Source organism: Streptomyces sp. TRM68367 (assembly GCF_014495685.1).
Lineage (GTDB): Bacteria > Actinomycetota > Actinomycetes > Streptomycetales > Streptomycetaceae > Streptomyces.
Map to the genome: position 1 here is coordinate 20507 of NZ_JACTVI010000044.1, position 21237 is coordinate 41743.

The window sequence follows — 21237 nt, forward strand, 5'->3', positions numbered from 1 at the left end:
GGCACTGGCCGTCCCGGAGCAGGGCGCCCAGATCCAGCGCGGGGCCGGTGATCCGGGCGCCTGTTCTCGGACTGTTCTCCTGACGGTTCTCGGCCAGTCCCGGATCTCTTCCGGTTTTGCCCCGGTTTTTCACGTTTTTTTCAGCGTCGCACTCGGCGTTCATGGCTGCGCCCGGAACGTGTCGACCGGTAGGCTTTCCGTGTGATCTTCAAGCGCATCGGAAACGGCCGGCCGTACCCCGACCACGGCCGGGAGAGCACCCGGCAGTGGGCGGACGTCGCGCCGCGCCCGGTCCGCCTCGATCAGCTCGTGACGACCAAGCAGCAGCTCGACCTGGAGACCCTCCTCGCCGAGGACTCGACCTTCTACGGCGACCTCTTCGCGCACGTCGTGAAGTGGCAGGGCGACCTGTACCTGGAGGACGGCCTCCACCGCGCGGTGCGGGCGGCGCTGCAGCAGCGCCAGGTCCTGCACGCGAGAGTCCTGGAGCTGGACTGACCGGTCGCGCGCACGGCGTCTTGGCCCTTTCGGGTTGGACTGTGCGACGTGCAATGATCATCTAGTAGGCATCGTCGCGCAGGCGCACTACGCTGCGCCCATGAGCATGCTGACTCCTCCGGGCATGGGCGGCCAGTACCGGATCAAGGGGGACAAGTATCCGCGGATGCGTCCCCACCGGCGGCGCGGCAGGCTCGTACTCGCCGTCGTCGCCTCCGCCGCCGCGGTCGGCGTGATCGGCTGGGGCACGCTCCAGCTCGTCGACGTCTTCACGGGCGGCGACGAGGCCTCGGCGGCCGGCCCCAAGCCGGACTGCCCGGCCAAGGCGAGTCCCTCGCCCGGCACCCGGCCGGCCGCGCTGCCCGAACCCGGCCGGATCACCGTCAACGTGCTCAACGCCACGACCCGCAGCGGCCTGGCCAAGCAGACCGCCGACGAGCTGAAGAAACGTGGCTTCAGGATCGGCGAGGTGGGCAACGCGACCAAGGAGTACGACAAGAAGGTCGACGGCACCGGCGTGCTGCTCGGCCCCGCCTCGTCCCTGAACACCTCACTGCGGGTGCTCGGCACTCAGCTCGCGGACGCCGAGCGCCGCACCGACGGCGCCCGCAAGGGCGACGCCGTCGACCTCGTCCTCGGCAACGCCTTCAAGGCGCTCACCCCGAAGGCACAGGCGGACCGGGCCCTGGCCACGCTGAACAAGCCGAAGCCGGCACCCTCCTCCGGCAACAAGAGCTGCTGAGCCGGCGTACGGCAGCGGCGGCCGTGCGGGAGCGTCCGTACGACGCGAGCCGGCGCACGAACGGCTGCTGTACGACCCCCGCAGCCGGGGCCTACTCGGCCGCCCCGTACAACCGATCCCCCGCGTCCCCCAGCCCCGGCACGATGTACCCGTGCTCGTTGAGGCGCTCGTCGACCGAGGCCGTCACGACCGTCACCGGCGTGCCCGCCAGTTCGCGCTCCATGACTTCGACGCCCTCGGGGGCGGCCAGCAGCACCACGGCCGTCACGTCGTCCGCGCCGCGCCTGATCAGCTCCTGGATCGCCGCGACCAGCGTGCCGCCGGTGGCCAGCATCGGGTCCAGGACGTACACCTGGCGCCCGGAGAGGTCCTCCGGCATGCGCGTGGCGTACGTGGAGGCCTGGAGCGTCTCCTCGTTGCGGATCATGCCGAGGAAGCCCACCTCGGCGGTCGGCAGCAGCCGGACCATGCCGTCCAGCATGCCGAGGCCGGCCCGCAGGATCGGCACCACCAGCGGGCGCGGGTGGGAGAGCTTGACGCCGGTGGTGGAGGCGACCGGGGTCGTGATGTCGACCGCTTCGGTGCGCACGTCCCGCGTGGCCTCGTAGGCGAGCAGGGTGACCAGCTCGTCCGCGAGCCGGCGGAACGTCGCGGAGTCCGTACGCTGGTCGCGCAGCGTGGTGAGCTTGTGGGCGACCAGGGGGTGGTCGACGACATGGAGACGCATGTCGACAACAGTAACCGCGCCCAGCACCCACGAACCCACGCCCGCCCCGCCCGGCACCGAAGCCCCACCCGCGCAGCGCCGCACCCGACGACGGCGCGCAGGCGCCCGTAACCCGCGGGCGTGCGTGCCTCCCCCAACCCGCCGCCGGCCCACACCAACCGACGGCCACCCGGCAGACGCGGGCCAGCCGACGCAGTCTGCCGGCACGCTGGTGTGGAGGCGCCCGTGCGGGGGAAAGTGGGAGGGACGGACCTTGGGGGACGGGACCGGGGTGATGTGCCGATGCCTGAGCTGCCTGACCGCGAATCCGAACAGGATCCGTCCATACGTGAGGCGCGCAAAGCGCCGCCACTACGGAACCTCGGAGCGCCGCCCGTGCCCGGCGAGACGGGCGCCGAACGCCGCAGGCGCCGCGCCCAGTTCCTGCGCGACCTGGCCGCGGCGCGCGAACTGCGCGACCGCGTCCAGCCGCGCCGCGCCAGGACCGCGCGGTTGCGGCACGCCCTGCGGATGCGCACGTTCCGCTGGTAGGAAACGGGTGGGAAACGCGAGCGGGAAGATCCCGCGGCGCGCGGATGTTGCCCGGGTGGCCGTGCGCCGACGGTGGGAAGAGCCGCGTACGATCCGCAGGTGGCGGCAACGAGTGCGCTGGTGAGTCCGGTACGGACGCGCCCGACGACGTGCGAGAGAAACAGCCAGACACAGGGAGCCGAAGACGTCCCCTGAACGCCTAGTTTCTGCCACGATTCCGAGTGGGTGGGGCTCGGAGTGCTGAACTCCCCGCCCGCAACCTCCGCCGGGGGGACCCCCAACCGGCACGCCTATGACCAGTGGGAGAGTCACGGTGTACTTCGCCGCACTGCTCGCGCGCACCGAAGACGGGTGGGAAGCGAGCGACACGGAGCTCGACGATGTGGAAACCCTGTCGGATCTGGCCGACCTGGCCCGGGAGGCCTCTCCCGACGAGGACACGGTGCTCGTGCTGATCGAGCAGGAGGACGGGTGGTTCGGCGTCGTCCGCGTGGACGGCGAGGAGGACCCTCGTATCTACGTCTCCGACGCCGCCGCCGCTGCCCGCAGCAGCTACGGCGAGATCCTGCTCACCGACGAGCTGCTCGGCCGGGAGCCCGGCGACGACGGCGCCGACCTGGACGCGCTCGACCTCGACGGCACGGAGGACGGTGAGGACGAAGCCGACGACGACGGCGACGCGGCCGCCGGGTCCGCCGAGGCCGTGCCGCACGGCCCGGTCGGTGACGCACAGATCCTGGAGGATCTGGGTGTCACCGAGAAGGAGCTGCGCACCCTGACCGAGGACGCGCTCACCGAGATCGCCGAGGCCCTGGGCGCCTCGGAGGTGCTGGAGACCGTCCGCTGACCGCCGCACAGGCCGAAGGCAGGACACCGGACCCGGTGCGCGACCGGTGGCGGGCGGCGATGCGGCTCGCCCTGGACGAGGCCCGGCGGGCCGTCCGGGGCGGGGACGTCCCCGTCGGCGCCGTCGTGCTGTCCGCGGATGGTACGACCGTGCTCGCGGCCGGGCACAACGAACGCGAGGCGACCGGCGACCCGACGGCGCACGCGGAGGTCCTCGCCCTCAGGCGGGCCGCCGCCGAACTCGGTGCGTGGCGGCTCGCCGGCTGCACGCTGGTGGTCACGCTGGAGCCGTGCACGATGTGCGCGGGCGCCCTCGTGCTCGCCCGCGTCGACCGCGTCGTCTACGGCGCCCGCGACGAGAAGGCCGGCGCGGCCGGTTCCCTGTGGGACGTCGTACGGGACCGGCGGCTCAACCACCGCCCGGAGGTGATCGAGGGCGTGCTCGCCGAGGAGTGCGCCGGCGTGCTCACGGACTTCTTCCGTGACCGCTGAATCTGATTTCTGACCGCGGCCCACCTTGCTGTAAGGTCTCCCTCGGTAGCGTGTCCGAGCGGCCGAAGGAGCTCGCCTCGAAAGCGAGTGTGGCGCAAGTCACCGAGGGTTCAAATCCCTCCGCTACCGCAGGTAAACGAAGGGGCGGTCCCTGTTTGGGGCCGCCCCTTCGCGTTGCTCCGTCTCACCCGCACATCAGTTACACACCGTGACCGTCTTCCGTCACGTGTCCAACGCCTCCTCCTCGGCCCGATGGGCGGCGGCGACCATCAGAGCACTCACGGCGAAGAACAAGGTCGCCCCGGCGTCGAACCATCGCGTCCTTGACTTGAGAGCCGACTCGTACGTTGCGCGGCTCACTGGCTGCAGGTCCCCATGGTTGTTGAGGTAGTAGCCCCCCGCGGTGCGCTCCGGCTGCCCGCTGGCGGGAACTCCCCCGACGACGACGCACAGCACTACGCCAACGGCGAGACTCCCTGCCGCAGCTCGCAGCCATCGAGGCGTGTGCCACAGCAGGAGGGGAAACTGCGGGCCCTGGATGAGGGTGAGTATGCCTGTGCGGTAGCACCGCAGCATCGCACTCCCGAACACCGGAAAAGCCAGTCCGAACAGAGTGAAAGCGGCGGCCGCGGGTACCACTGGCGATCCTGGCAGCAGGGTCAGGATCACTGCGATCGCGGTCAGCCCCGCCAGGAACAACGACACCCCTATGTGGACCTTGTAGCTGGCCGGCACCGGAGCTCCTCTCTCACTGCGTGCGACAAGTCTGGCCGTTCGACCGCTGCCGGAGCAGTACCGATCACAGCAGGCACGAGCGTCCGAGACTGCGAGGTCCTGGCAATCGCCGGTTGGTGACGGGGAAGGGGCCAAGACCGTCGTAGTCGGTGCGGGGCGACGTGCCACGGCCAGTCTCGGTCGCGAAGAGCCAGCCCTCATCCGTCCACTCGTCGCGCGCGACGGCCGCGGTGGGCACCGTGGCCCAGGACCGTTACGGTTGCCGGTGATAAAGAATGGGACATATCGTCTTGTTATGGATGAGATTCATCCCAACGTTGATCAGATCATGGTTCTTGTCGCGGACAGGCGTGGGCGCGTCGGCTACCGGGTCTGGCGCACTGTGCAGGACGACCGTTTCGACACCTACACAGGCCCGAAGACATACTGGGACGTCGAAATCCGCAGCAAGAAGCATGCCAGGAGCGTCGCTGCCCAGGAAGGCTTCAAACTGCGGTGTGAGGGCGAGGTCTGGGATCGCCTATCCGAAGACGAAGAGGGCTGATCGGCGTGCCCGGGTGGGCGCACGAGATGAGGGCATGGCTCTAGCCATGCCGCACCTCCCTCAGCACCGAGGGTTCAAATCCCTCCGCTACCGCTTGAAGAAGGGCCCCGTCGTCAGACGGGGCCCTTCGTGCGATCATGTGGCCGCTCGTTGACATCAGTGACAGGGGAGGCCACACCATGGCGCTGAACGCCAAGAAGGTCGCCGTGTTCGTGCTCGTGGTCTTCGCGCTGTACGTGATCATCACGGATCCGTCCAAGGCCGCCGACTACGTCCAGATAGGGTTCGAGGGCATATCGGACGCCGCCAAGGCCATAGGCGACTTCATGACCTGGGTCGCCAACGGAGGAAAGTCATGATCCGCCATCTGGTCCTGTTCAAGCTCAACGAGGGCGTCGCCCGCGACGACCCGCGGGTCGTCGCGGGCGAGAAGGCCTTCCGCGCCCTCGACGGCCGGGTCCCCGGGATCCGCTTCTGGGAGCTCGGCTGGAACCTCAGCGACCGTCCCATCGCCTACGACTTCGCGATCAACTCCGCCTTCGAGGACGCGACCGCCCTGCGCCGGTACGTCGAGCACCCGGACCACCAGGCGGGCGTCGCGCTGTGGCGCGAGTTCGCCACGTGGGTGATCGCCGACTACGAGTTCTGAGCCCGCTCCGCGGGAGCCCACCGCAGCCCTCCGCCTCTCCGGCGGGGGGCTTTGCTGCGTATTACGCACCATTTCATACCCAACACGTAGTTATGAGGTACTTGAACACAATGAACTGTCTTGTGATGCTATGACCGCTTTTGACGGATGAGTTGATGGATCACGAGGTGGAGTTGACCGTGCCGGCCAGTACTGCGCCTCAAGCACCACCCCAGGAACCCACCCCGGCGCCGCCGCGCAGCCGGGGCGCCGACACCCGGGCGCTCACCCAGGTGCTCTTCGCCCAGCTCAAGGAGCTTCAGCCGGGCACACCGGAGCACGGCCGGGTGCGCGGGGCGCTCATCGAGGCCAACCTCCCGCTCGTGCGCTACGCCGCCGCGCGCTTCCGCTCCCGCAACGAGCCGATGGAGGACGTCGTCCAGGTCGGCACCATCGGCCTGATCAACGCCATCGACCGCTTCGACCCGGACCGGGGCGTGCAGTTCCCGACCTTCGCGATGCCGACGGTGGTCGGCGAGATCAAGCGGTACTTCCGGGACAACGTCCGTACGGTCCACGTACCGCGCCGGCTGCACGAGCTGTGGGTGCAGGTCAACAGCGCCACCGAGGACCTCACCACCGCCTACGGGCGCACCCCGACCACCGCCGAGATCGCCGAGCGGCTGCGCATCACCGAGGAGGAGGTGCTGTCCTGCATCGAGGCCGGGCGGTCGTACCACGCCACCTCGCTGGAGGCCGCGCAGGAGGGCGACGGGCTGCCCGGGCTACTGGACCGGCTCGGCTACGAGGACCCCGCGCTGGACGGCGTGGAACACCGCGATCTCGTCCGCCATCTCCTCGTCCAACTCCCCGAACGGGAACAGCGAATTCTCCTTCTGCGCTACTACAACAATCTCACCCAGTCGCAGATCAGTGCGGAACTCGGCGTCTCCCAGATGCATGTGTCGCGGCTACTCGCGCGTAGCTTCCAGCGGCTGCGATCCGCAAACACGATCGAGGCGTAACCGACACGAGCGAATCGCTCACCTGGGCTGATCCTGGAAGTTCTGCACCGAAACGCCGTCAGACCCCCTGTTTCCAGGGCTCTTTCGCGTCTCGCATGTCGACATGTCACTACAGCGTGTTGCCGACATGTGACATTCTGCGGGAAGAGCGTTTGCCGGGGCCTCGGCGCCGGTATTCAGGTGAAGGCTGCGTTCCTCGGACGGGAGCGTTCGCCGCGACCGTCCCGCGACCCAAAGGGGGTGGCATGTCCGCAGAACAGGGCAGCTCGAAGGTGCTCACGCTCGCGGAGAGCGAGACAGCGCCCAATGCGCTCGACGCACTCGGCCCCATCGATGACGTGGCGGCGCTGGAAGCCGCGCCCACCTCCACGCTCCCGGCCGCCGATACCCCGGCCCTGCCGGCCTCGGCGGACATCGACACCCGCACCCTGTCCCGTTCCCTGTTCCTGCGGCTCGCCGCGCTCGACGAGGACAGCCCGGAGCGCGCCTACGTCCGGGACACCCTGATCGAGCTCAACCTCCCGCTGGTGCGGTACGCGGCGGCGCGCTTCCGCTCCCGGAACGAGCCGATGGAGGACATCGTCCAGGTCGGCACCATCGGGCTGATCAAGGCGATCGACCGCTTCGACTGCGAACGGGGCGTGGAGTTCCCGACCTTCGCGATGCCGACGGTGGTCGGCGAGATCAAGCGGTTCTTCCGTGACACGTCCTGGTCGGTGCGCGTCCCGCGCCGCCTCCAGGAACTGCGCCTGGCCCTCACCAAGGCCAGCGACGAGCTCTCCCAGAAGCTCGACCGCTCCCCGACGGTCGCCGAACTCGCCGCCGTGCTGGGCGTGTCCGAGGAGGACGTGGTCGACGGCCTGGCGGTCGGCAACGCGTACACGGCGTCCTCCCTCGACTCCCCGGCACCCGAGGACGACGGCGGCGAGGGCTCCCTCGCGGACCGCCTCGGCTACGAGGACAGCGCGCTGGAGGGCGTGGAGTACCGCGAGTCCCTGAAGCCCCTCCTGGCCAAGCTCCCGCCCCGCGAGCGCCGCATCATCATGCTGCGCTTCTTCGCCAACATGACCCAGTCCCAGATCGGCGAGGAGGTCGGCATCTCCCAGATGCACGTCTCCCGCCTCCTGACCCGCACGCTGTCCCAGCTGAGGGAAGGCCTGATCTCGGACTGACGGGACGGGAGCACTCGCGCGACGTCGGCTACGGCGAGAGCCAGGGGATTTCGCGCGAGGTCCCTGCCGTGGGTCCCTGGAGACTGAAGGGGATCGCGGGGGTTACTATTTGACGGAGCGTCAGACACCATGTGGCGATGCTTCGAGGGACGTGGACGCGTGGTCGCCGGGGTGTCGTGGTGGGTGCGTCGGTGGCCGTGGTGTGTCTGGGCGGGGTTCTGGCCGCGTGCGGAAGCGGGGGCGGGAGCGATCCGTACGTCGCCGTCGGCGTGGCGGGTGGCCCACCGCAGGCGTCCGGTACGGCGGAGCCGACAGGCGGGGTGACGTTCGCACCACTCGACGAGGCGGAGAACGGCAACCGGTCGGGCGACGGCAGCGGCAGCGGCAGCGGCAGCGGCAGTAACTCGGTGGAGAGCGAGAGGGATCCGGGGGCCGGGGGCGCCGAGTCCGCGCCCGGGGCGGAGCGGCGTGCGGGCGACGGTGGTGGACGCGGGGCGCCGGGCGGTGGTGGCGAGTCCCCTCGTACCGACGATGACGAGACGAACTCTCCGCGCCCGGGGCCCAGCCGTACCGCCCCTCAGGAGCTCGCCGCGCTGCGCGTGGGTGAGCCCGAGCGGAAGGCTGCCGACAAGCGCTGGTGCGAGAAGGTGACGCTGGTCTTCCGCAACACCGGCGGTACCGCCGTGGGTTCGGGCACCGTGACCTTCGAGACGCACGTCATCGGCGCGCTCGGGATCGACTGGGCGACCGTCGAGTCGACCGAGAGGCTTCCGGCGCCGATCGCGCCCGGGGCACGGAAGAAGCAGACCTGGACGGTGTGCGTCGAGGAGTGGCGCGTACCGCTGGGCATGCACGTCGAGACGCGGGACGTCTCCGTCGAGTGGCGGTAGCGACTCTCCGGCGACTCGGCAGACTCCGGCGACTCGGCCGACCTGGGTGAACCCCGCCGGCCGCGGTGGCCTACTTCAGCGCCAGCCAGGCCACAGCCGCCACGATCGCCACGGCGGCGACCACACCGATGATCAGGCCGATGCGCGGCCCCGAGGAGGAGGAGGAGGAGGAGGAGGCGACGGCCTGGCGGGACTGCGGGCCGCCCTCGTCGACGAACGCGCGGAACATCTGAGTGCTGCCAGCGGGGTCGTGGTTGCCCTGGGGGCCCTGGTTGTTAGCCATGGCCCGAGACCCTAGCGAATCCACGGGTGCGGCCCAAGTGGGGGCTCCGCCGCAAGCCGGTACAAACCGGAGGCTCCACGATCACGGCGTTTACGGCCGCAATACTTGCCTTTACCAAGTTTTTGTCCGCGAGCCCTCCGGATTTATTTGCCTGTAGCAACCAACAGCCCATATGGTTGCCCTAAGCAACAAACAAGGGGAGGTGCGATGGCCGGGAACGCGCAGTACGAGGAGCTGGTCCGTCAGTTCGGCGCCTTCGGTGCCGTGAAGCGGGAGCTGGGCCGCATCATGCCGGCCGACTGCCCCAGCGGCTCCGCCACCGTACTGACCCTGCTCGACCGCCACGGAGACATACGCATGAGCAAGCTCTCCGAGCTGCTCTCCGTCGACATGTCGGTCACCAGCCGCCAGGTCGCCCAGCTGGCCGAGCGCGGCTGGATCGAGCGCTCCCCCGACCCGGCGGACAAGCGCTCCCGCATCCTGCGCCTCACCCCCGCGGGTCACGCACAGGTCGGCGAACTCACCCGCCGCACCACCCAGCTGCTCGCCGAGCGCCTCGGCGACTGGTCCGACGAGGAGGTCGGCCAGCTCACCCGGCTGATGGCCCGGCTCAGGGCGAGTTTCGACGACTGCCGGACCGCGCCCCCGCCGGTCCCACCGCCCCGGCCGCCCGCAGCGCCGCCCCCGGCCGCGAAGACCACCCGTACGCCCGCAAGCACATAAGAGAAGGAAGCCCATGGCAACGACCACACCAGCCGGTGTGCGGGCTCATGCCAAGCACGGGGGAGGCTCCTCCGGCGACCACGCTCCGATGACGCACCGGCAGATCATGGAAGCCCTCACCGGGCTGCTGCTCGGCATGTTCGTCGCGATCCTGTCGTCGACGATCGTCTCCAACGCCCTGCCCGACATCATCAAGGACCTCGGCGGCGGCCAGAGCGCCTACACCTGGGTCGTGACCGCGTCGCTGCTGGCGATGACCGCGTCCACCCCGCTGTGGGGCAAGCTCGCCGACCTGTTCTCCAAGAAGCTGCTGATACAGCTGGCCCTCATCATCTTCGTGGCCGGCTCGGCGCTGGCCGGCCTGTCGCAGAACGCCGGGATGCTCATCGGCTTCCGCGCGGTGCAGGGCATCGGCATGGGCGGCCTGTCCGCGCTGGCCCAGATCATCCTGGCCGCGATGATCTCCCCGCGCGAGCGCGGCCGGTACAACGGCTACCTCGGCGCCACCTTCGCCACCGCCATGGTCGGCGGCCCGCTGATCGGCGGTGTCATCACCGACGCCGACTGGCTCGGCTGGCGCTGGTGCTTCTACGTCGGCGTGCCCTTCGCCGTGATCGCCCTGATCGTGCTCCAGCGCACCCTGCACCTGCCCGTGGTCAAGCGGAAGGTCAAGGTCGACTGGGCGGGCGCCTTCTTCATCACCGCCGCGGTCTGCCTGCTGCTGGTCTGGGTGACCTTCGCCGGTGACAAGTACGACTGGGTGTCCTGGCAGACGTACGCGATGACCGGCGGCGCGCTCGCGCTGCTGCTGATCTTCGTGCTCGTCGAGTCGAAGGCGAGCGAGCCGATCATCCCGCTGCGGCTGTTCCGCAACCGCACCATCACCCTGGCCTCGCTGGCCTCGCTCTTCGTCGGCGTCGCGATGTTCGCGGGCACCATCTTCTTCAGCCAGTACTTCCAGCTGGCCCGGGACAAGTCGCCGACCATGTCCGGCGTCATGACCATCCCGATGATCCTCGGCCTGTTCGTCTCGTCCACCGTCTCCGGGCAGGTCATCACCCGCACCGGACGCTGGAAGGCGTGGCTGGTCGCGGGCGGTGTCCTGGTCACCGCGGGGCTCGGCCTGCTGGGCACGATCCGGTACGACACCGAGTACTGGCACGTCGCCGTCTTCATGGCCCTGCTCGGCCTCGGCGTCGGCATGATGATGCAGAACCTGGTGCTGGCCACGCAGAACCAGGTCGACCCGACCGACCTGGGCGCCGCCAGCTCGGTGGTGACCTTCTTCCGGTCCCTCGGCGGTGCCGTCGGCGTCTCGGCCCTGGGTGCGGTCCTCAGCCACCGGATCACGCACTACGCCGCAGACGGCCTCACCAAGCTCGGCGTGCAGGGCTCGTCGGGCCACGGGGAGATCCCCGACCTGGCCGCGATGCCCGCGCCGGTCCGGAACGTCATCGAGAGCGCCTACGGCCACGGCATCGCGGACGTCTTCCTCTACACCGCGCCCGTCGCTCTGCTCGCCCTGCTGTTCGCCCTGTTCATCAAGGAGGTCCCGTTGAAGACCAAGGGCGCCCTGGACCAGGCCGCCGAGACCGCGCCGGCCACACCGGAGGCCGCCGACGCTCCCGCGCCGGCCGCGTCGGCCGCCCCGGAGCACGCGCCCAGCTGGGCCGTCACCTCCGACACCGGTGCCGGTCCCGACGGCACCCAGCGGCTCGCCGCCGTCGCCACGGTGGCCCGCCCCACGGGAGCCTCCGGCGGTTCGTCCGGCGGCGGGACCCCGGTGCGCGGTTTCGTCCGCGGCGCCGAGAGCGCGCCCGTTGCGCAGGCCGCGGTCACGCTGATCTCGCTGGCCGGGCGCCAGCTGGGCCGGTCGGTCACGCGGGCCGACGGCTCCTACGCGCTGGACGCGCCGAGTGCGGGGTCGTACGTGCTGATCGCCTCCGCGGACGGGTTCCAGCCGCAGGCGTCCACGGTCGTTGTGGGCGACGAGCCGGTCGAGTACGACATCCTGCTGTCCGGCACCAGCGGCCTGACCGGGCACGTGCGCACCGCCGGGACCGGGGTGCCGGTCAAGGACGCCATGGTGGTCGTCACGGATGTGCGCGGCGACCTGCTGGCGCACGCCGCCACCGGGGAGCAGGGCGAGTTCGCGCTCACCGACCTGGTGCCGGGCGCGGTGACCGTCGCCGTCAACGCCGCCGGGTTCCGGCCGCGCGCCCTGCCCGTCGAGATCGGCGGCACCGGCGTCACCCGGATCGATGTCGACCTGGACGCCGGCGCCCGCCTTCAGGGTGTCGTACGGGCCCCGCACGGGCCGCTGGCCGACGCCCGCGTGACGCTGGTCGACGCGGCGGGCAACGTGGTCGGCACGGCGACGACCGGGGCGGACGGGGCGTACGCCTTCACCGACCTGGACACCGGCGAGTACACCGTCATCGCCACGGGCTACCCGCCGCGGGCCACCGCCCGGACCGTCACCGGCGGCGGCGTCGACGACCACGACATCGACCTCGCCCACCCCGGCGAGTGAGGCCGCTCAACCCCCCGAAGACCCCGGCCCGTGGCGGCACGCGCGCTCTGAGCGGAGGTGCGCCTGCCTGCCACGGGCCGGTCCCTGTCAAGGAGTTCTGAGATGGGACTGACCGCGAGGATCCGAACCCGGGACGGATGGGCCGTGTCGCACGCGGTCGTCACGGTGACCGACATGACCGGCACGCAGGTGCTGCGGGCCGAGGCGGACGCCGAGGGCGCCGTGCGGGACACCACGCCGCTGCAGCCGGGGGCGTACACCGTCATCGTCACCGCCGTCGGCTACGCGCCCGCCGCGTCCAGCGCGATCGTCACCGCGAGCGGGCGAGCCGAAGCCGGCACGGTGACGCTGGCCCGCCAGGGCGGCACCGAGCTGCCGCCACCGGGGCCGTGGACCATCGACCCGGTCCACTCCTCCGTCGCCGCGGTGGCCCAGCACCTGGGCATCTCCAGCGTGCACGGCCGCTTCACGGAGTTCTCGGGCGCCGTCGAGATCGCTCCGGACGATGTCACCGAGTCCCGCGTGGAGGCGGTCATCAAGGCCGCGTCGATCGACACGGGCAACGGCATGCGCGACGACCACCTCCGGTCGCCGGACTTCCTGGACGTCGCGAACCACCCCGAGATCACCTACCGTTCGACGGGCCTGACCCGGTCCGGCCCCGACCGCTGGACGGTCCACGGCGAACTGGGCCTGCACGGCGTCGTACGCCCGGTCGACCTGGACCTGTCCTACCTCGGCACCGGCACCGACCCGTGGGGCGGCACCCGCGCCGCCTTCCGCGCGACCACGGAACTGCGGCGCGAGGACTTCGCGATGAACTACAACCAGGTCGTCCAGGCGGGCATCGCGGCCGTCGGCACGACGCTGAAGGTGGAGCTGGACGTCCAGGCGGTGCTAGGGGAAGTACTCCCGCAGGCATGAAGTCACGGGAACATGTGCTGCTCGTTCTCGTGTGGCTGCACTGGCGTGCGGCGTTCCCCGCCCCCCTTAAGGTTTGGGACGAGCGGGCAGCAGGCCAGGGGCCGGGCTTGAAGAACTCCGCCACCGGCAGGTAGTGGTGCCACCGACGTCCGAACGTCAGCAGAAGGGACAGCACCGCGGCGGCGGCAACCAGTACGCCAGCGGTCAAGTCCGAGACGCCCGACAGCGACACTGCGAGTGCCGCACCGGCAATGCCCAACACGGCGAGTCCCACGCGCAACAGCTCGCGGTCTCGGACAGGTTCGACCGGCGTGCCCTCCGCGTTCGGGTCGCCCAGATGACGAGCCACTTCGGCCCCCTGCGCGTAGTACGAGCGGGCTGTCGCGTGGTCCCGCCGCTGAGAGGCATCCCAGACGAGCTGTCCCATGAACGTCGCCGCGTCCGCCTGGAGTATGCGCATCTCGCGTTGAACGCGCCCGGACGGAGCTTCTCCGTCGAGGAAGGAAACCTTGCCCACGCCGAAGTGCGCTACCCCGGATTCGGCTCGCCGAGTGCCCAGCGACGCACTGCGCGTCGCCGAGTCGCGCGGCCTGCGTCTTTCCGCACCGGACACAGGCGTCGAGGACAACGAGTCGGGAGGATCCCGGTGAGCCCACCCTGCACGATTGGTAGGCCCGGCTGCCTGAGCACACCAGGGTCAGGCTGAAGCGGAACCCGGGGCTCTAGGCTGCCCCCATGGCACCGAACATTGCGACCAACACCCGCGTCTCCCTCGACAACCTGCTCGACTTCGTACGCCCCCGCCACCGCGCGATCCTGCTCACGCGCCGTGCCGACGGCAGCCCGCAGGGGTCGCCGTTGACCTGTGGGGTCGACGATTCGGGGCGGATCGTGGTCTCCACCTACCCGGAGCGGGCCAAGACGCGCAACGCCAAGCGGGATCCGCGGGTCAGCCTGATCGTGCTGAGCGACGACTGGAACGGGCCGTGGGTCCAGATCGACGGCACGGCCGAGGTCATCGACATGCCGGACGCTGTGGAGCCGCTTGTCGAGTACTACCGGAACATCGCCGGTGAGCATCCGGACTGGGACGAGTATCGGGCGGCCATGATGAAGCAGGGCAAGTCGATTATTCGGGTCACGCCGGAGAAGTGGGGGCCGGTGGCGACGGGCGGGTTCCCGGCGCGGCTGGCCGAGGGCGCGTAGGTCAGCTCCGGGCGACCATGGCCTCGATACCCGCCACCAGCAGGTCCAGGGCGAACGTGAAGTCCCGTTCCAGCATCTCCCCGACCGTGTCGCCGCCGCGGGCCGCCATGATCTCCTGGGACTCCTGGATGACGTCGGCGGCCTGCGGTACCTCGGCCACCGCGCTCATGGCGTGTTGGAAGTACTCGTCCAGGGCCGTCCCGGAGTTGGCGGCCCGTACCTGGAGCAGGCCCTCCAGCGTGCCGTAGCCGTACACGAACTGGAACACGGCGGAGATGGCACCCGTCAGGGCGTGCTCGGGCAGCCCGGTCCTGCGGATGACGCGCTGTACGGTGCGCGAGTAGGCGAGGTAGTTCGGGCCGATGTTGAGGTACGTGCCGGCGAGCGGCGACACCCAGGGGTGCCGCACCAGCACACCGCGGTACTCCCGGGCCAGCATGCGCAACTGGTCCCGCCAGTTCTCGTCCGCGTCCGGGTCGGGCAGCCGGATGTCGCCCATCACCGCGTCCAGCGCCAGTTCCAGCAGGTCGTCCTTGGTGTCGACGTACCAGTAGACGGACATCGCCGTGACGTTCAACTCGGCGGCCAGCCGCCGCATGGAGAACCTCGCCAGCCCCTCGGCATCCAGCAACCGCACGGTCACCGCGATGATCCGCTCCCGGTCCAGCCCCGACGGCTGCCCCCCGCCACCACGCCCACCCCGCCGCGCTTTCCCTTGCACCCACACACTGGTCCGAGCACCCCGCTGGGCCGGTTTCACCATGGCACTACCTCAACTTTCCAACGCAGGGATGCTGAGCGCCCCGCAAGGGGCGCGGGGAACTGCGCGATCAACCACAACAAACGCGCAGCCGCAATTCCACCGCGCCCCCGAGCTCTTAGGCACCTCCAACCTCCGAGTCTCCCCGCTCCGCCCTCCACAGCAAGCCCGCCGCCACGAACCCCCCCGAGCAGCACAGCCACCGCCCCCACCAACTGACTCGACTCCAGCCCATCAGAGAACGCCCCCACAATCCGCCCCTTCTCGGCCTCACTCCCGGCAGACGCCAACGCCGCCGGCAATGAACTCGCCGCCACAGAAACCCCCGCAGCGAACCGCGCATTGAGCACGGCCCCCAACACGTTGACCCCGGCACCAACGCCCGCCTTCTCCCGCGGTATCGAGCTCATGATCGCGTGCGCCGTGTCGGAGGTCCCTCTCCTCGTTGTAGACGGGGATCACTACGTCCAGGACAGGCGTACCGGCTCCCACGGCCGGGAGGTGCTCCCACGCCGGCAGGGAACGGGAGAAGAGTCGGTTCGCATGGAACCGACTCTTCTCAAGTGCCCTGTTGTATCCGTGTGGTGACGCTGTGCTGTGCCTGTGAGTCCGGTTGCCGGTTCGTTTCGGCGTTCACCTTGGCGCGGACACGGGCAGGCTGATCGTGAACACGGTCCGTCCGGGCACGCTGTCGACGGTCACGGCGCCGCCGTGCGCGGTCGCCACGGCCTGCACGATGGCCAGGCCCAGGCCGGTGGATCCGGTGGCGCGGGTGCGCGCGGAGTCGCCGCGCGCGAACCGTTCGAAGACGTTCGGGAGCAACTCGGGCGCGACGCCGGGCCCGCTGTCCTCGACGTCCACGCACAGCCACGGCCCGCTGCGCCGGACCCGGGCGGTGACGGTCGTACCGGGCGGGGTGTGGTTGCGGGCGTTGCCGAGCAGGTTGACCAGGACCTGCTGGAGGCGGGCCGCGTCCGCCTCGACCAGGGCGGGTTCGTCGGGCAGGTCGAGCCGCCAGTTGTGGTCCATGCCGGCCGCGCGGGCGTCGCTGACGGTGTCCACGACGAGGGGGACGAGGTCGTTCTGCTCGAACTGCAGCGGCCGCCCTGCGTCCAGGCGCGAGCAGCAGCAGGTCCTCCACGAGCAGGGTCATGCGTCCGGCCTCGGACTCGATCCGCCCGAGCGCGTGCCGGGCGTCGGGGCCGACCTGTTCCCTTCCCCGTCTGGTGAGTTCGGCGTACCCGCGGATGGAGGCGAGCGGGGTCCTGAGCTCGTGGCTGGCGTCCGCGACGAACTGCCGCACCCGCGTCTCCCTCTCCTGGCGGGCGTGCAGCGCGCCGTGGACGTGGTCCAGCATCCGGTTGAGCGCTGCGCCGACCCGGGGGCGGCCGACCGTCCGCCGGGCCGCCCGAGACCCGCATCGCCACCTCGCGCACCTGCTCGTTCAGCTGCTCGTACAGGTGCTCGCGCAGCGCGAGCTCATTACGCGGCGGGCTTGATCAGATAGCCGGCGCCGCGCCGGGTGTGGATCATCGGCTCGCGGCCCGCGTCTATCTTCCGCCGCAGATACGAGATGTACAGCTCGACGACGTTGGCCTGCCCGCCGAAGTCGTACGACCACACCCGGTCGAGGATCTGCGCCTTGCTGAGCACGCGCCGCGGATTGCGCATCAGGAAGCGCAGCAGCTCGAACTCGGTGGCGGTCAGGTGGATGGACTGCCCATCGCGGGTGACCTCGTGGCTGTCCTCGTCGAGGGTGAGGTCGCCGACGACCAGCACGGAGTCGGAGCGGCGGTCGGCGGCGCCGGAGCGGCGGATCAGACCGCGCAGCCGGGCGACGACTTCTTCGAGGGAGAAGGGCTTGGTGACATAGTCGTCGCCACCGGCGGTGAGCCCGGCGATCCGGTCCTCGACGGCGTCCTTCGCGGTGAGGAAGAGGACGGGCACGTCGGGCAGCTCGCGGCGCAGCCGCCCGAGCACGGACAGCCCGTCCATGTCCGGCAGCATCATGTCCAGGACGATGGCGTCGGGCCGGAACTCCCGCGCGGTCTGGATGGCGCCCTGGCCATCCCCCGCGCTCCGGATCTGCCATCCCTCATAGCGCAGGGCCATGGACAGCAGCTCGGTGATCGACATCTCGTCGTCCACCACAAGCACTCGGACGGGGCTCCCGTCCGGCCTCAGCAGTTCGGTGCGCCCCTGGGGCGAGGTCGTGGTCATGCTCCTCACGATGTCCGGGCGCTCTGAGAGACCTCTTTCCAGAAGCTGTGATTTCTCTGAGAAACGCACAGGTGTTTCTCAGGGGGCGGCTGGGAGTGCAGTGACGGCTACTCGGTGTGGCGTGCGGGCTGCTCCGTCGGGGGCGTCGGGAGGCCGAACAGCCGGGCCCCGTTGTCGTGGCACACCGCCCGCAGCCAGGCGGTCCCGAGGTCCAGCCGCTCCAGGGCGTGCAGCTGGTGGAGGTACGGATACGGGATGTTGGGGAAGTCCGTCCCGAGCAGGATCCGGTCGCCGAGACCGGCCAGCCGGGGCCGGGCACGCCGAGGGAACGGCGCGAACCGCTCGCCGAAGTCGGTGAACGCCATCGTCGTGTCCAGCCGCACCTCGCCGTACCGCTCGGCCAGGTCGAAGAAGTCCTCGTACTCCGGCATCCCCATGTGCGCGACGACCAGCCTCAGCCGGGGGTGCCGGGCCAGCACGCGGGCGACCGGCTGGGGCCCGGTGTGCTTGCCGGGAGCCGGTCCGGAGCCGCAGTGGATCACGATGGGTATCCCGGCCTCGGCGAGCAACCCCCACACCGGGTCGAGGAGTTCGTCGGCCGGATCGTACGCCCCCACCTGCACATGCGCCTTGAACACCCGCGCCCCCGCCTCGACCGCCTCCCGCACGTAGGCCTCGGCTCCCGGCTCCGGGAACAGCGTCGAGGTGTGCAGGCAGTCGGGGGTACGGCGGGCGAAGCCGGACGCCCAGCCGTTCAGCCACGCGGCCATGCCCGGCTTGTGCGGGTACAGCATCGCCGTGAAGGCACGCACCCCGAACCGCCGCAGCAGCGCGGTGCGTTCGTCCTCCTCCTTCCGGTAGGTGATCGGCCACTCGACGCCTCCGGTCAGCGGGCCGAGCGCGTCGAAGTAACCCCAGACCTTGTGCAGGACGCGCTCGGGCATGAAGTGCGTGTGCACGTCGACGAGTCCGGGGAGCCCGAGCCGCTCCCAGAACTGCCGGACGGCGGCGGGCTCGGCGACGCCTGTGGAGTCGACGGCGTGGGCCGGGCCGGCAGCGTCGGCTGGCGCCCCCGTCGGTCCGTCCTCCATGCGGTGATCGCTCATGCCGCCCACGATCGGCCGTGCCGGTGCGCCGCGTCCACACCCCGTGCGGCATTCCGTCGCGCGGCGGCTGCGGCATTCCGTCGCGCGGCGGCTGCGCGACCGGCGGACCGACCGGCCGATCGACTGGCGGATTCAGAACAGCCCGTCCTGCTCGCCCACCCCCGCCGCCTTCCTCATCTCCCGCACCGGCACCGTGACTTCACCACCCCCCGAAGGAATCAGCTCCCACCCGGTCATCAACCGCGTGTCCAGCACCACGACCCGCCCCCCGTCTGTCGCCACATGCAGGTCCGGCCCAGCCGCCGCCGCCAACTCCCCGCTGACCGCACCCCCGGCGACGAGCTCGGCCACTTCCCCGGCGGCGGGCGGCAGCCTCGTCAGCCCGAACACGTCGACGTGGTCAACGGCCCGGAAGGGCTCCCGGACCAGCGACTCCGGCCAGCCGCCGAGCGCGCCGGCTCGCGCGTGCAACTCCGCGATCTCGGCCGCTCGTTCCGCCGCCGCGCCGGGCAGCTCGGACCGCACCGCCCGCTTCTCGGCGTACGGGATCCGGTCCGGCACCCGCAGCGCGGCCCGCAGCAGTTCCTCGGTGCGGCGCGCGGCCATCAGCGGTCCCGTCCCCAGCCAGCTGAAGCAGACCGCCCCCTGCTCCAGCAGCCGCGCCGACCCCCGCTCCAGCGCCGTGATCCCGACCTTGGCCATGCCGGGCCCGAACCACGCCAGATATACGTGGTACGGCCGCGGATCGTCCGCGAACGTGTCGGCGGCCACCGAGTGCGCCCGGTCCAGCCGCGCGCACTGCTCGCACCGGGCCCCCGTACTCCGCCCCGGTACGACGGCCCGCACCGGACAGGCGTGACCCCTCGCCCCCACACATGTCCGCACTCCCCCTTCCGCGACCCCGAAGGCCACCCGTTTCCCCCGGGCCAGCGCGCTGCGCCGCCCGCCGTCCCACGCCAGCACGGGACCGTCGGCGGACCACCGCAGCCCCGAGCACCTCCACGCCTGTGCCATCGGGACCGAGAGTAGGGGGCACCACTGACAACGGCCCTACGGATGCCTCTGACCTGCGCTGATACCCTCCCGGCGCAGGGACCGTCTCAGCCCGCGGAGTCGACGGCGGGGGCCGGTTCGGGCTCGCCGCCCGCGCGCACGACGGCCGCCGTCGGCACCGCCGTACGCCGCCCCCGTCCCGCCAGCCGGCACCCGAGGCAGCCGGGATGCCCCGCCCGCGCACTCAGGTCCCGCACCCGCCACCCCCACTGCTCCCTGGGCCGCCGCCCAGGCGGCTTGCCCCAGCCGGTGAGGTGCAGCAGCCAGGTGACGAGCAGGCTCACGACCGCGATCGCGAGACCGCCCGCCAGCAGGGCCGCGGACACCAGGCAGACCCCCAGGCCCAGCACGCCGGCCCCGACGGTCGCGATCCCGAATCCGGTCCACCCCGCGACCGTGTGCCCCTCGTCATACTGATGTGCGCTCACGTACCCGCCCCTCTCCCAATCTCTCACTTCCTAAGCAATTTATCTTGTAAATCTCTCGCGTACTAAGGAAATGTGGATGCACGCCAAGCCGCGACCCGCCGCCACCCCCGCCGAGGCGCTGTCGGCGATGGACTCCCTCATCGCGGCCCACCTGCTCGGACAGCAGGAGATGGCCCAGCGGCTGGGCCTGAACATCACCGACCTGCTGTGTTTCGGGTGCGTGCTGAAGTCCGGCGAGAACCTGCTCACGGCGGGCGACCTCGCCCAGCACGCCAACGTCACGACCGGCGCGGTGACCGGGATCCTCAACCGCCTGGAACGCGCGGGGTTCGTCACCCGCATGCCCGACCCGGCCGACCGCCGCCGGGTCCGCGTGGCCGCCGTCCCGTCCGCGGTCGCCCGCGTCCAGGAGCTGTACGGGCCGTACCACGACCGTCTGAACACCCTGTTCGCCGACTACTCTCCCGACGAGGTCGCTGTCCTCACCGACTGGTTCACCCGCACGACCGGCCTCGCCCACGCGTACATCGACGAACTCCGGGACCGCACACCCCTCGCAAAGTAGGTAACTTCCGGATAATCCACAACCGAACCGGTCCCTCTATCCTGACGGTATGACTGCCATGGCCCCCGCCCGCACCGAACCCGACCTCTCCTTCCTCCTCGACCACACGAGCCATGTGCTGCGGACCCGGATGGCCGCCGCGCTGGCGGAGATCGAGCTGACGCCTCGGATGCACTGCGTGCTGGTGCACGCCCTGGAGGAGGAGCGCACTCAGATCCAGCTCGCCGAGATCGGCGACATGGACAAGACGACGATGGTCACGACCGTGGACGCCCTGGAGCAGGCCGGGCTGGCCGAGCGGCGGCCGTCCAGCACGGACCGCCGGGCGCGGATCATCGCGGTGACCGCGGAGGGTGCGCGGCTGGCGGAACGCAGTCAGGAGATCGTCGACCAGGTGCACCGGGACGCGCTCGGAGAGCTGCCGGAGGAGGAGCGCGAGATTTTCCTGCGGGCGATGAACCGCCTGGTCAGCGGCTATCTCGCCACCCCTTCCGAGAGCCCTCAGGGAGCACGCCGGGCACGACAGGGCAACAGGTAGGCGCCTAGCGCGGAACGATATACAGGTCCGTAAAAAATAGTCTGCAACAAAACCATCTGCTACGGTCT

Annotated in this window: 25 protein-coding genes, 1 tRNA gene and 2 pseudogenes; 18 read left to right on the forward strand and 10 right to left on the reverse strand. The window is 70.6% G+C overall.

The annotated features are described in order from the left end of the window. Positions 1 to 201: 201 nt before the first annotated feature. On the forward strand, positions 202 to 498 hold the full coding sequence (locus H8R17_RS25535) for a type II toxin-antitoxin system VapB family antitoxin (RefSeq protein ID WP_004943146.1): 297 nt from the start codon (positions 202 to 204) through the stop codon (positions 496 to 498). Positions 499 to 598: 100 nt separating this feature from the next. Next, positions 599 to 1240 (forward strand): LytR C-terminal domain-containing protein, encoded by a 642-nt coding sequence (locus tag H8R17_RS25540; protein WP_262505501.1) that lies wholly within the window; start codon positions 599 to 601, stop codon positions 1238 to 1240. 91 nt (positions 1241 to 1331) lie between these two features. Here H8R17_RS25540 and upp read toward each other — a convergent pair whose 3' ends face one another. Further along, positions 1332 to 1967, reverse strand: coding sequence for a uracil phosphoribosyltransferase (gene upp / locus H8R17_RS25545; RefSeq protein ID WP_187825543.1), 636 nt, complete (start codon positions 1965 to 1967; stop codon positions 1332 to 1334). 282 nt (positions 1968 to 2249) lie between these two features. Between upp and H8R17_RS25550 the strand changes: the two genes are divergently transcribed. From H8R17_RS25550 to H8R17_RS25565, 4 genes are all read left to right on the forward strand, one after another. After that, on the forward strand, positions 2250 to 2498 hold the full coding sequence (locus tag H8R17_RS25550) for a hypothetical protein (RefSeq protein WP_187825597.1): 249 nt from the start codon (positions 2250 to 2252) through the stop codon (positions 2496 to 2498). A gap of 313 nt (positions 2499 to 2811) precedes the next feature. Further along, on the forward strand, positions 2812 to 3345 hold the full coding sequence (locus H8R17_RS25555) for a hypothetical protein (protein ID WP_187825593.1): 534 nt from the start codon (positions 2812 to 2814) through the stop codon (positions 3343 to 3345). Positions 3346 to 3404: 59 nt separating this feature from the next. Next, positions 3405 to 3836 (forward strand): tRNA adenosine(34) deaminase TadA, encoded by a 432-nt coding sequence (tadA, locus tag H8R17_RS25560; protein ID WP_187825592.1) that lies wholly within the window; start codon positions 3405 to 3407, stop codon positions 3834 to 3836. A gap of 44 nt (positions 3837 to 3880) precedes the next feature. Further along, positions 3881 to 3965 (forward strand) — tRNA-Ser (locus tag H8R17_RS25565). A 93-nt stretch (positions 3966 to 4058) separates the two neighbouring features. Here H8R17_RS25565 and H8R17_RS25570 read toward each other — a convergent pair. After that, the gene (locus tag H8R17_RS25570; RefSeq protein WP_316959532.1) at positions 4059 to 4571 is read right to left on the reverse strand and encodes a hypothetical protein; all 513 of its coding nucleotides are present in this window, start codon (positions 4569 to 4571) and stop codon (positions 4059 to 4061) included. 295 nt (positions 4572 to 4866) lie between these two features. On the opposite strand from H8R17_RS25570, the gene H8R17_RS25575 reads away from it, so the two are divergent. The 6 genes from H8R17_RS25575 to H8R17_RS25600 all read left to right on the forward strand — a co-directional run bounded on the left by H8R17_RS25575 (position 4867) and on the right by H8R17_RS25600 (position 8830). Beyond that, positions 4867 to 5115: a hypothetical protein gene (locus H8R17_RS25575; RefSeq protein ID WP_187825544.1), complete on the forward strand. Its 249-nt coding sequence runs from the start codon at positions 4867 to 4869 to the stop codon at positions 5113 to 5115. 179 nt (positions 5116 to 5294) lie between these two features. Next, positions 5295 to 5474: a hypothetical protein gene (locus H8R17_RS25580; RefSeq protein ID WP_187825545.1), complete on the forward strand. Its 180-nt coding sequence runs from the start codon at positions 5295 to 5297 to the stop codon at positions 5472 to 5474. Beyond that, positions 5471 to 5764, forward strand: a complete 294-nt coding sequence (locus H8R17_RS25585; RefSeq protein ID WP_187825546.1) for a Dabb family protein — start codon at positions 5471 to 5473, stop codon at positions 5762 to 5764. Before H8R17_RS25580 ends, H8R17_RS25585 begins: the two co-directional genes overlap by 4 nt. A gap of 155 nt (positions 5765 to 5919) precedes the next feature. After that, a complete protein-coding gene (locus H8R17_RS25590; RefSeq protein WP_187825547.1) occupies positions 5920 to 6768 on the forward strand; it encodes an RNA polymerase sigma factor SigF in 849 nt (282 codons plus the stop codon). A gap of 245 nt (positions 6769 to 7013) precedes the next feature. Continuing rightward, entirely contained in the window at positions 7014 to 7940 is a 927-nt protein-coding gene (locus tag H8R17_RS25595; protein ID WP_187825548.1) for an RNA polymerase sigma factor SigF, read from the forward strand. A gap of 137 nt (positions 7941 to 8077) precedes the next feature. Next, complete coding sequence (locus H8R17_RS25600) at positions 8078 to 8830, forward strand: hypothetical protein (RefSeq protein ID WP_187825549.1); 753 nt, start codon at positions 8078 to 8080, stop codon at positions 8828 to 8830. Between the two features lie 70 nt (positions 8831 to 8900). Here H8R17_RS25600 and H8R17_RS25605 read toward each other — a convergent pair whose 3' ends face one another. Continuing rightward, on the reverse strand, positions 8901 to 9113 hold the full coding sequence (locus H8R17_RS25605) for a hypothetical protein (RefSeq protein ID WP_187825550.1): 213 nt from the start codon (positions 9111 to 9113) through the stop codon (positions 8901 to 8903). Between the two features lie 207 nt (positions 9114 to 9320). On the opposite strand from H8R17_RS25605, the gene H8R17_RS25610 reads away from it, so the two are divergent. The 4 genes from H8R17_RS25610 (at position 9321) to H8R17_RS25625 (ending at position 14499) form a co-directional block, all read left to right on the forward strand. Beyond that, the gene (locus H8R17_RS25610) at positions 9321 to 9836 is read left to right on the forward strand and encodes a MarR family winged helix-turn-helix transcriptional regulator (protein WP_187825551.1); all 516 of its coding nucleotides are present in this window, start codon (positions 9321 to 9323) and stop codon (positions 9834 to 9836) included. Positions 9837 to 9849: 13 nt separating this feature from the next. Continuing rightward, a complete protein-coding gene (locus H8R17_RS25615) occupies positions 9850 to 12369 on the forward strand; it encodes an MFS transporter (protein WP_187825552.1) in 2520 nt (839 codons plus the stop codon). A gap of 102 nt (positions 12370 to 12471) precedes the next feature. After that, entirely contained in the window at positions 12472 to 13293 is an 822-nt protein-coding gene (locus H8R17_RS25620; RefSeq protein WP_187825553.1) for a YceI family protein, read from the forward strand. Positions 13294 to 14028: 735 nt separating this feature from the next. After that, on the forward strand, positions 14029 to 14499 hold the full coding sequence (locus tag H8R17_RS25625) for a PPOX class F420-dependent oxidoreductase (protein ID WP_187825554.1): 471 nt from the start codon (positions 14029 to 14031) through the stop codon (positions 14497 to 14499). Position 14500: 1 nt separating this feature from the next. Here the strand turns inward: H8R17_RS25625 and H8R17_RS25630 are convergent, their stop codons facing one another. From H8R17_RS25630 to H8R17_RS25655, 7 genes and pseudogenes are all read right to left on the reverse strand, one after another. Continuing rightward, the gene (locus H8R17_RS25630) at positions 14501 to 15262 is read right to left on the reverse strand and encodes a TetR/AcrR family transcriptional regulator (protein ID WP_187825555.1); all 762 of its coding nucleotides are present in this window, start codon (positions 15260 to 15262) and stop codon (positions 14501 to 14503) included. A gap of 115 nt (positions 15263 to 15377) precedes the next feature. Then, positions 15378 to 15681, reverse strand: a pseudogene (locus H8R17_RS47395) (MFS transporter); the annotation flags it as partial. A 137-nt stretch (positions 15682 to 15818) separates the two neighbouring features. After that, positions 15819 to 16640: pseudogene (locus H8R17_RS25635) on the reverse strand (sensor histidine kinase); the annotation flags it as partial. A gap of 101 nt (positions 16641 to 16741) precedes the next feature. Next, on the reverse strand, positions 16742 to 17479 hold the full coding sequence (locus tag H8R17_RS25640) for a response regulator transcription factor (protein ID WP_187825556.1): 738 nt from the start codon (positions 17477 to 17479) through the stop codon (positions 16742 to 16744). 107 nt (positions 17480 to 17586) lie between these two features. Beyond that, complete coding sequence (locus H8R17_RS25645; protein WP_187825557.1) at positions 17587 to 18585, reverse strand: amidohydrolase family protein; 999 nt, start codon at positions 18583 to 18585, stop codon at positions 17587 to 17589. 132 nt (positions 18586 to 18717) lie between these two features. Beyond that, positions 18718 to 19599: a DUF2797 domain-containing protein gene (locus H8R17_RS25650; RefSeq protein ID WP_187825558.1), complete on the reverse strand. Its 882-nt coding sequence runs from the start codon at positions 19597 to 19599 to the stop codon at positions 18718 to 18720. Positions 19600 to 19685: 86 nt separating this feature from the next. Then, positions 19686 to 20066 (reverse strand): HGxxPAAW family protein, encoded by a 381-nt coding sequence (locus tag H8R17_RS25655; protein WP_187825559.1) that lies wholly within the window; start codon positions 20064 to 20066, stop codon positions 19686 to 19688. A 76-nt stretch (positions 20067 to 20142) separates the two neighbouring features. On the opposite strand from H8R17_RS25655, the gene H8R17_RS25660 reads away from it, so the two are divergent. Continuing rightward, a complete protein-coding gene (locus tag H8R17_RS25660) occupies positions 20143 to 20631 on the forward strand; it encodes a MarR family winged helix-turn-helix transcriptional regulator (RefSeq protein ID WP_187825560.1) in 489 nt (162 codons plus the stop codon). A 49-nt stretch (positions 20632 to 20680) separates the two neighbouring features. Then, positions 20681 to 21169 carry a MarR family winged helix-turn-helix transcriptional regulator gene (locus H8R17_RS25665; RefSeq protein WP_187825561.1) on the forward strand — a complete coding sequence of 163 codons (489 nt, stop codon included), beginning with the start codon at positions 20681 to 20683 and terminating at the stop codon, positions 21167 to 21169. Positions 21170 to 21237 lie beyond the last annotated feature (68 nt).

Excerpts from the sequence above, each read along its gene's own strand:
- H8R17_RS25660 (WP_187825560.1), top strand. The coding sequence starts at position 20,143 with ATGCACGCCAAGCCGCGACCCGCCGCCACCCCCGCCGAGGCGCTGTCG.
- H8R17_RS25650 (WP_187825558.1), bottom strand. The coding sequence starts at position 19,599 with ATGGCACAGGCGTGGAGGTGCTCGGGGCTGCGGTGGTCCGCCGACGGT.
- H8R17_RS25630 (WP_187825555.1), bottom strand. The coding sequence starts at position 15,262 with ATGGTGAAACCGGCCCAGCGGGGTGCTCGGACCAGTGTGTGGGTGCAA.
- H8R17_RS25615 (WP_187825552.1), top strand. The coding sequence starts at position 9,850 with ATGGCAACGACCACACCAGCCGGTGTGCGGGCTCATGCCAAGCACGGG.
- H8R17_RS25585 (WP_187825546.1), top strand. The coding sequence starts at position 5,471 with ATGATCCGCCATCTGGTCCTGTTCAAGCTCAACGAGGGCGTCGCCCGC.
- H8R17_RS25665 (WP_187825561.1), top strand. The coding sequence starts at position 20,681 with ATGACTGCCATGGCCCCCGCCCGCACCGAACCCGACCTCTCCTTCCTC.
- H8R17_RS25605 (WP_187825550.1), bottom strand. The coding sequence starts at position 9,113 with ATGGCTAACAACCAGGGCCCCCAGGGCAACCACGACCCCGCTGGCAGC.
- H8R17_RS25625 (WP_187825554.1), top strand. The coding sequence starts at position 14,029 with ATGGCACCGAACATTGCGACCAACACCCGCGTCTCCCTCGACAACCTG.
- upp (WP_187825543.1), bottom strand. The coding sequence starts at position 1,967 with ATGCGTCTCCATGTCGTCGACCACCCCCTGGTCGCCCACAAGCTCACC.
- tadA (WP_187825592.1), top strand. The coding sequence starts at position 3,405 with ATGCGGCTCGCCCTGGACGAGGCCCGGCGGGCCGTCCGGGGCGGGGAC.
- H8R17_RS25580 (WP_187825545.1), top strand. The coding sequence starts at position 5,295 with ATGGCGCTGAACGCCAAGAAGGTCGCCGTGTTCGTGCTCGTGGTCTTC.
- H8R17_RS25550 (WP_187825597.1), top strand. The coding sequence starts at position 2,250 with ATGCCTGAGCTGCCTGACCGCGAATCCGAACAGGATCCGTCCATACGT.
- H8R17_RS25540 (WP_262505501.1), top strand. The coding sequence starts at position 599 with ATGAGCATGCTGACTCCTCCGGGCATGGGCGGCCAGTACCGGATCAAG.
- H8R17_RS25645 (WP_187825557.1), bottom strand. The coding sequence starts at position 18,585 with ATGAGCGATCACCGCATGGAGGACGGACCGACGGGGGCGCCAGCCGAC.
- H8R17_RS25620 (WP_187825553.1), top strand. The coding sequence starts at position 12,472 with ATGGGACTGACCGCGAGGATCCGAACCCGGGACGGATGGGCCGTGTCG.
- H8R17_RS25610 (WP_187825551.1), top strand. The coding sequence starts at position 9,321 with ATGGCCGGGAACGCGCAGTACGAGGAGCTGGTCCGTCAGTTCGGCGCC.
- H8R17_RS25640 (WP_187825556.1), bottom strand. The coding sequence starts at position 17,479 with ATGACCACGACCTCGCCCCAGGGGCGCACCGAACTGCTGAGGCCGGAC.
- H8R17_RS25600 (WP_187825549.1), top strand. The coding sequence starts at position 8,078 with ATGCTTCGAGGGACGTGGACGCGTGGTCGCCGGGGTGTCGTGGTGGGT.
- H8R17_RS25595 (WP_187825548.1), top strand. The coding sequence starts at position 7,014 with ATGTCCGCAGAACAGGGCAGCTCGAAGGTGCTCACGCTCGCGGAGAGC.
- H8R17_RS25590 (WP_187825547.1), top strand. The coding sequence starts at position 5,920 with ATGGATCACGAGGTGGAGTTGACCGTGCCGGCCAGTACTGCGCCTCAA.
- H8R17_RS25575 (WP_187825544.1), top strand. The coding sequence starts at position 4,867 with ATGGATGAGATTCATCCCAACGTTGATCAGATCATGGTTCTTGTCGCG.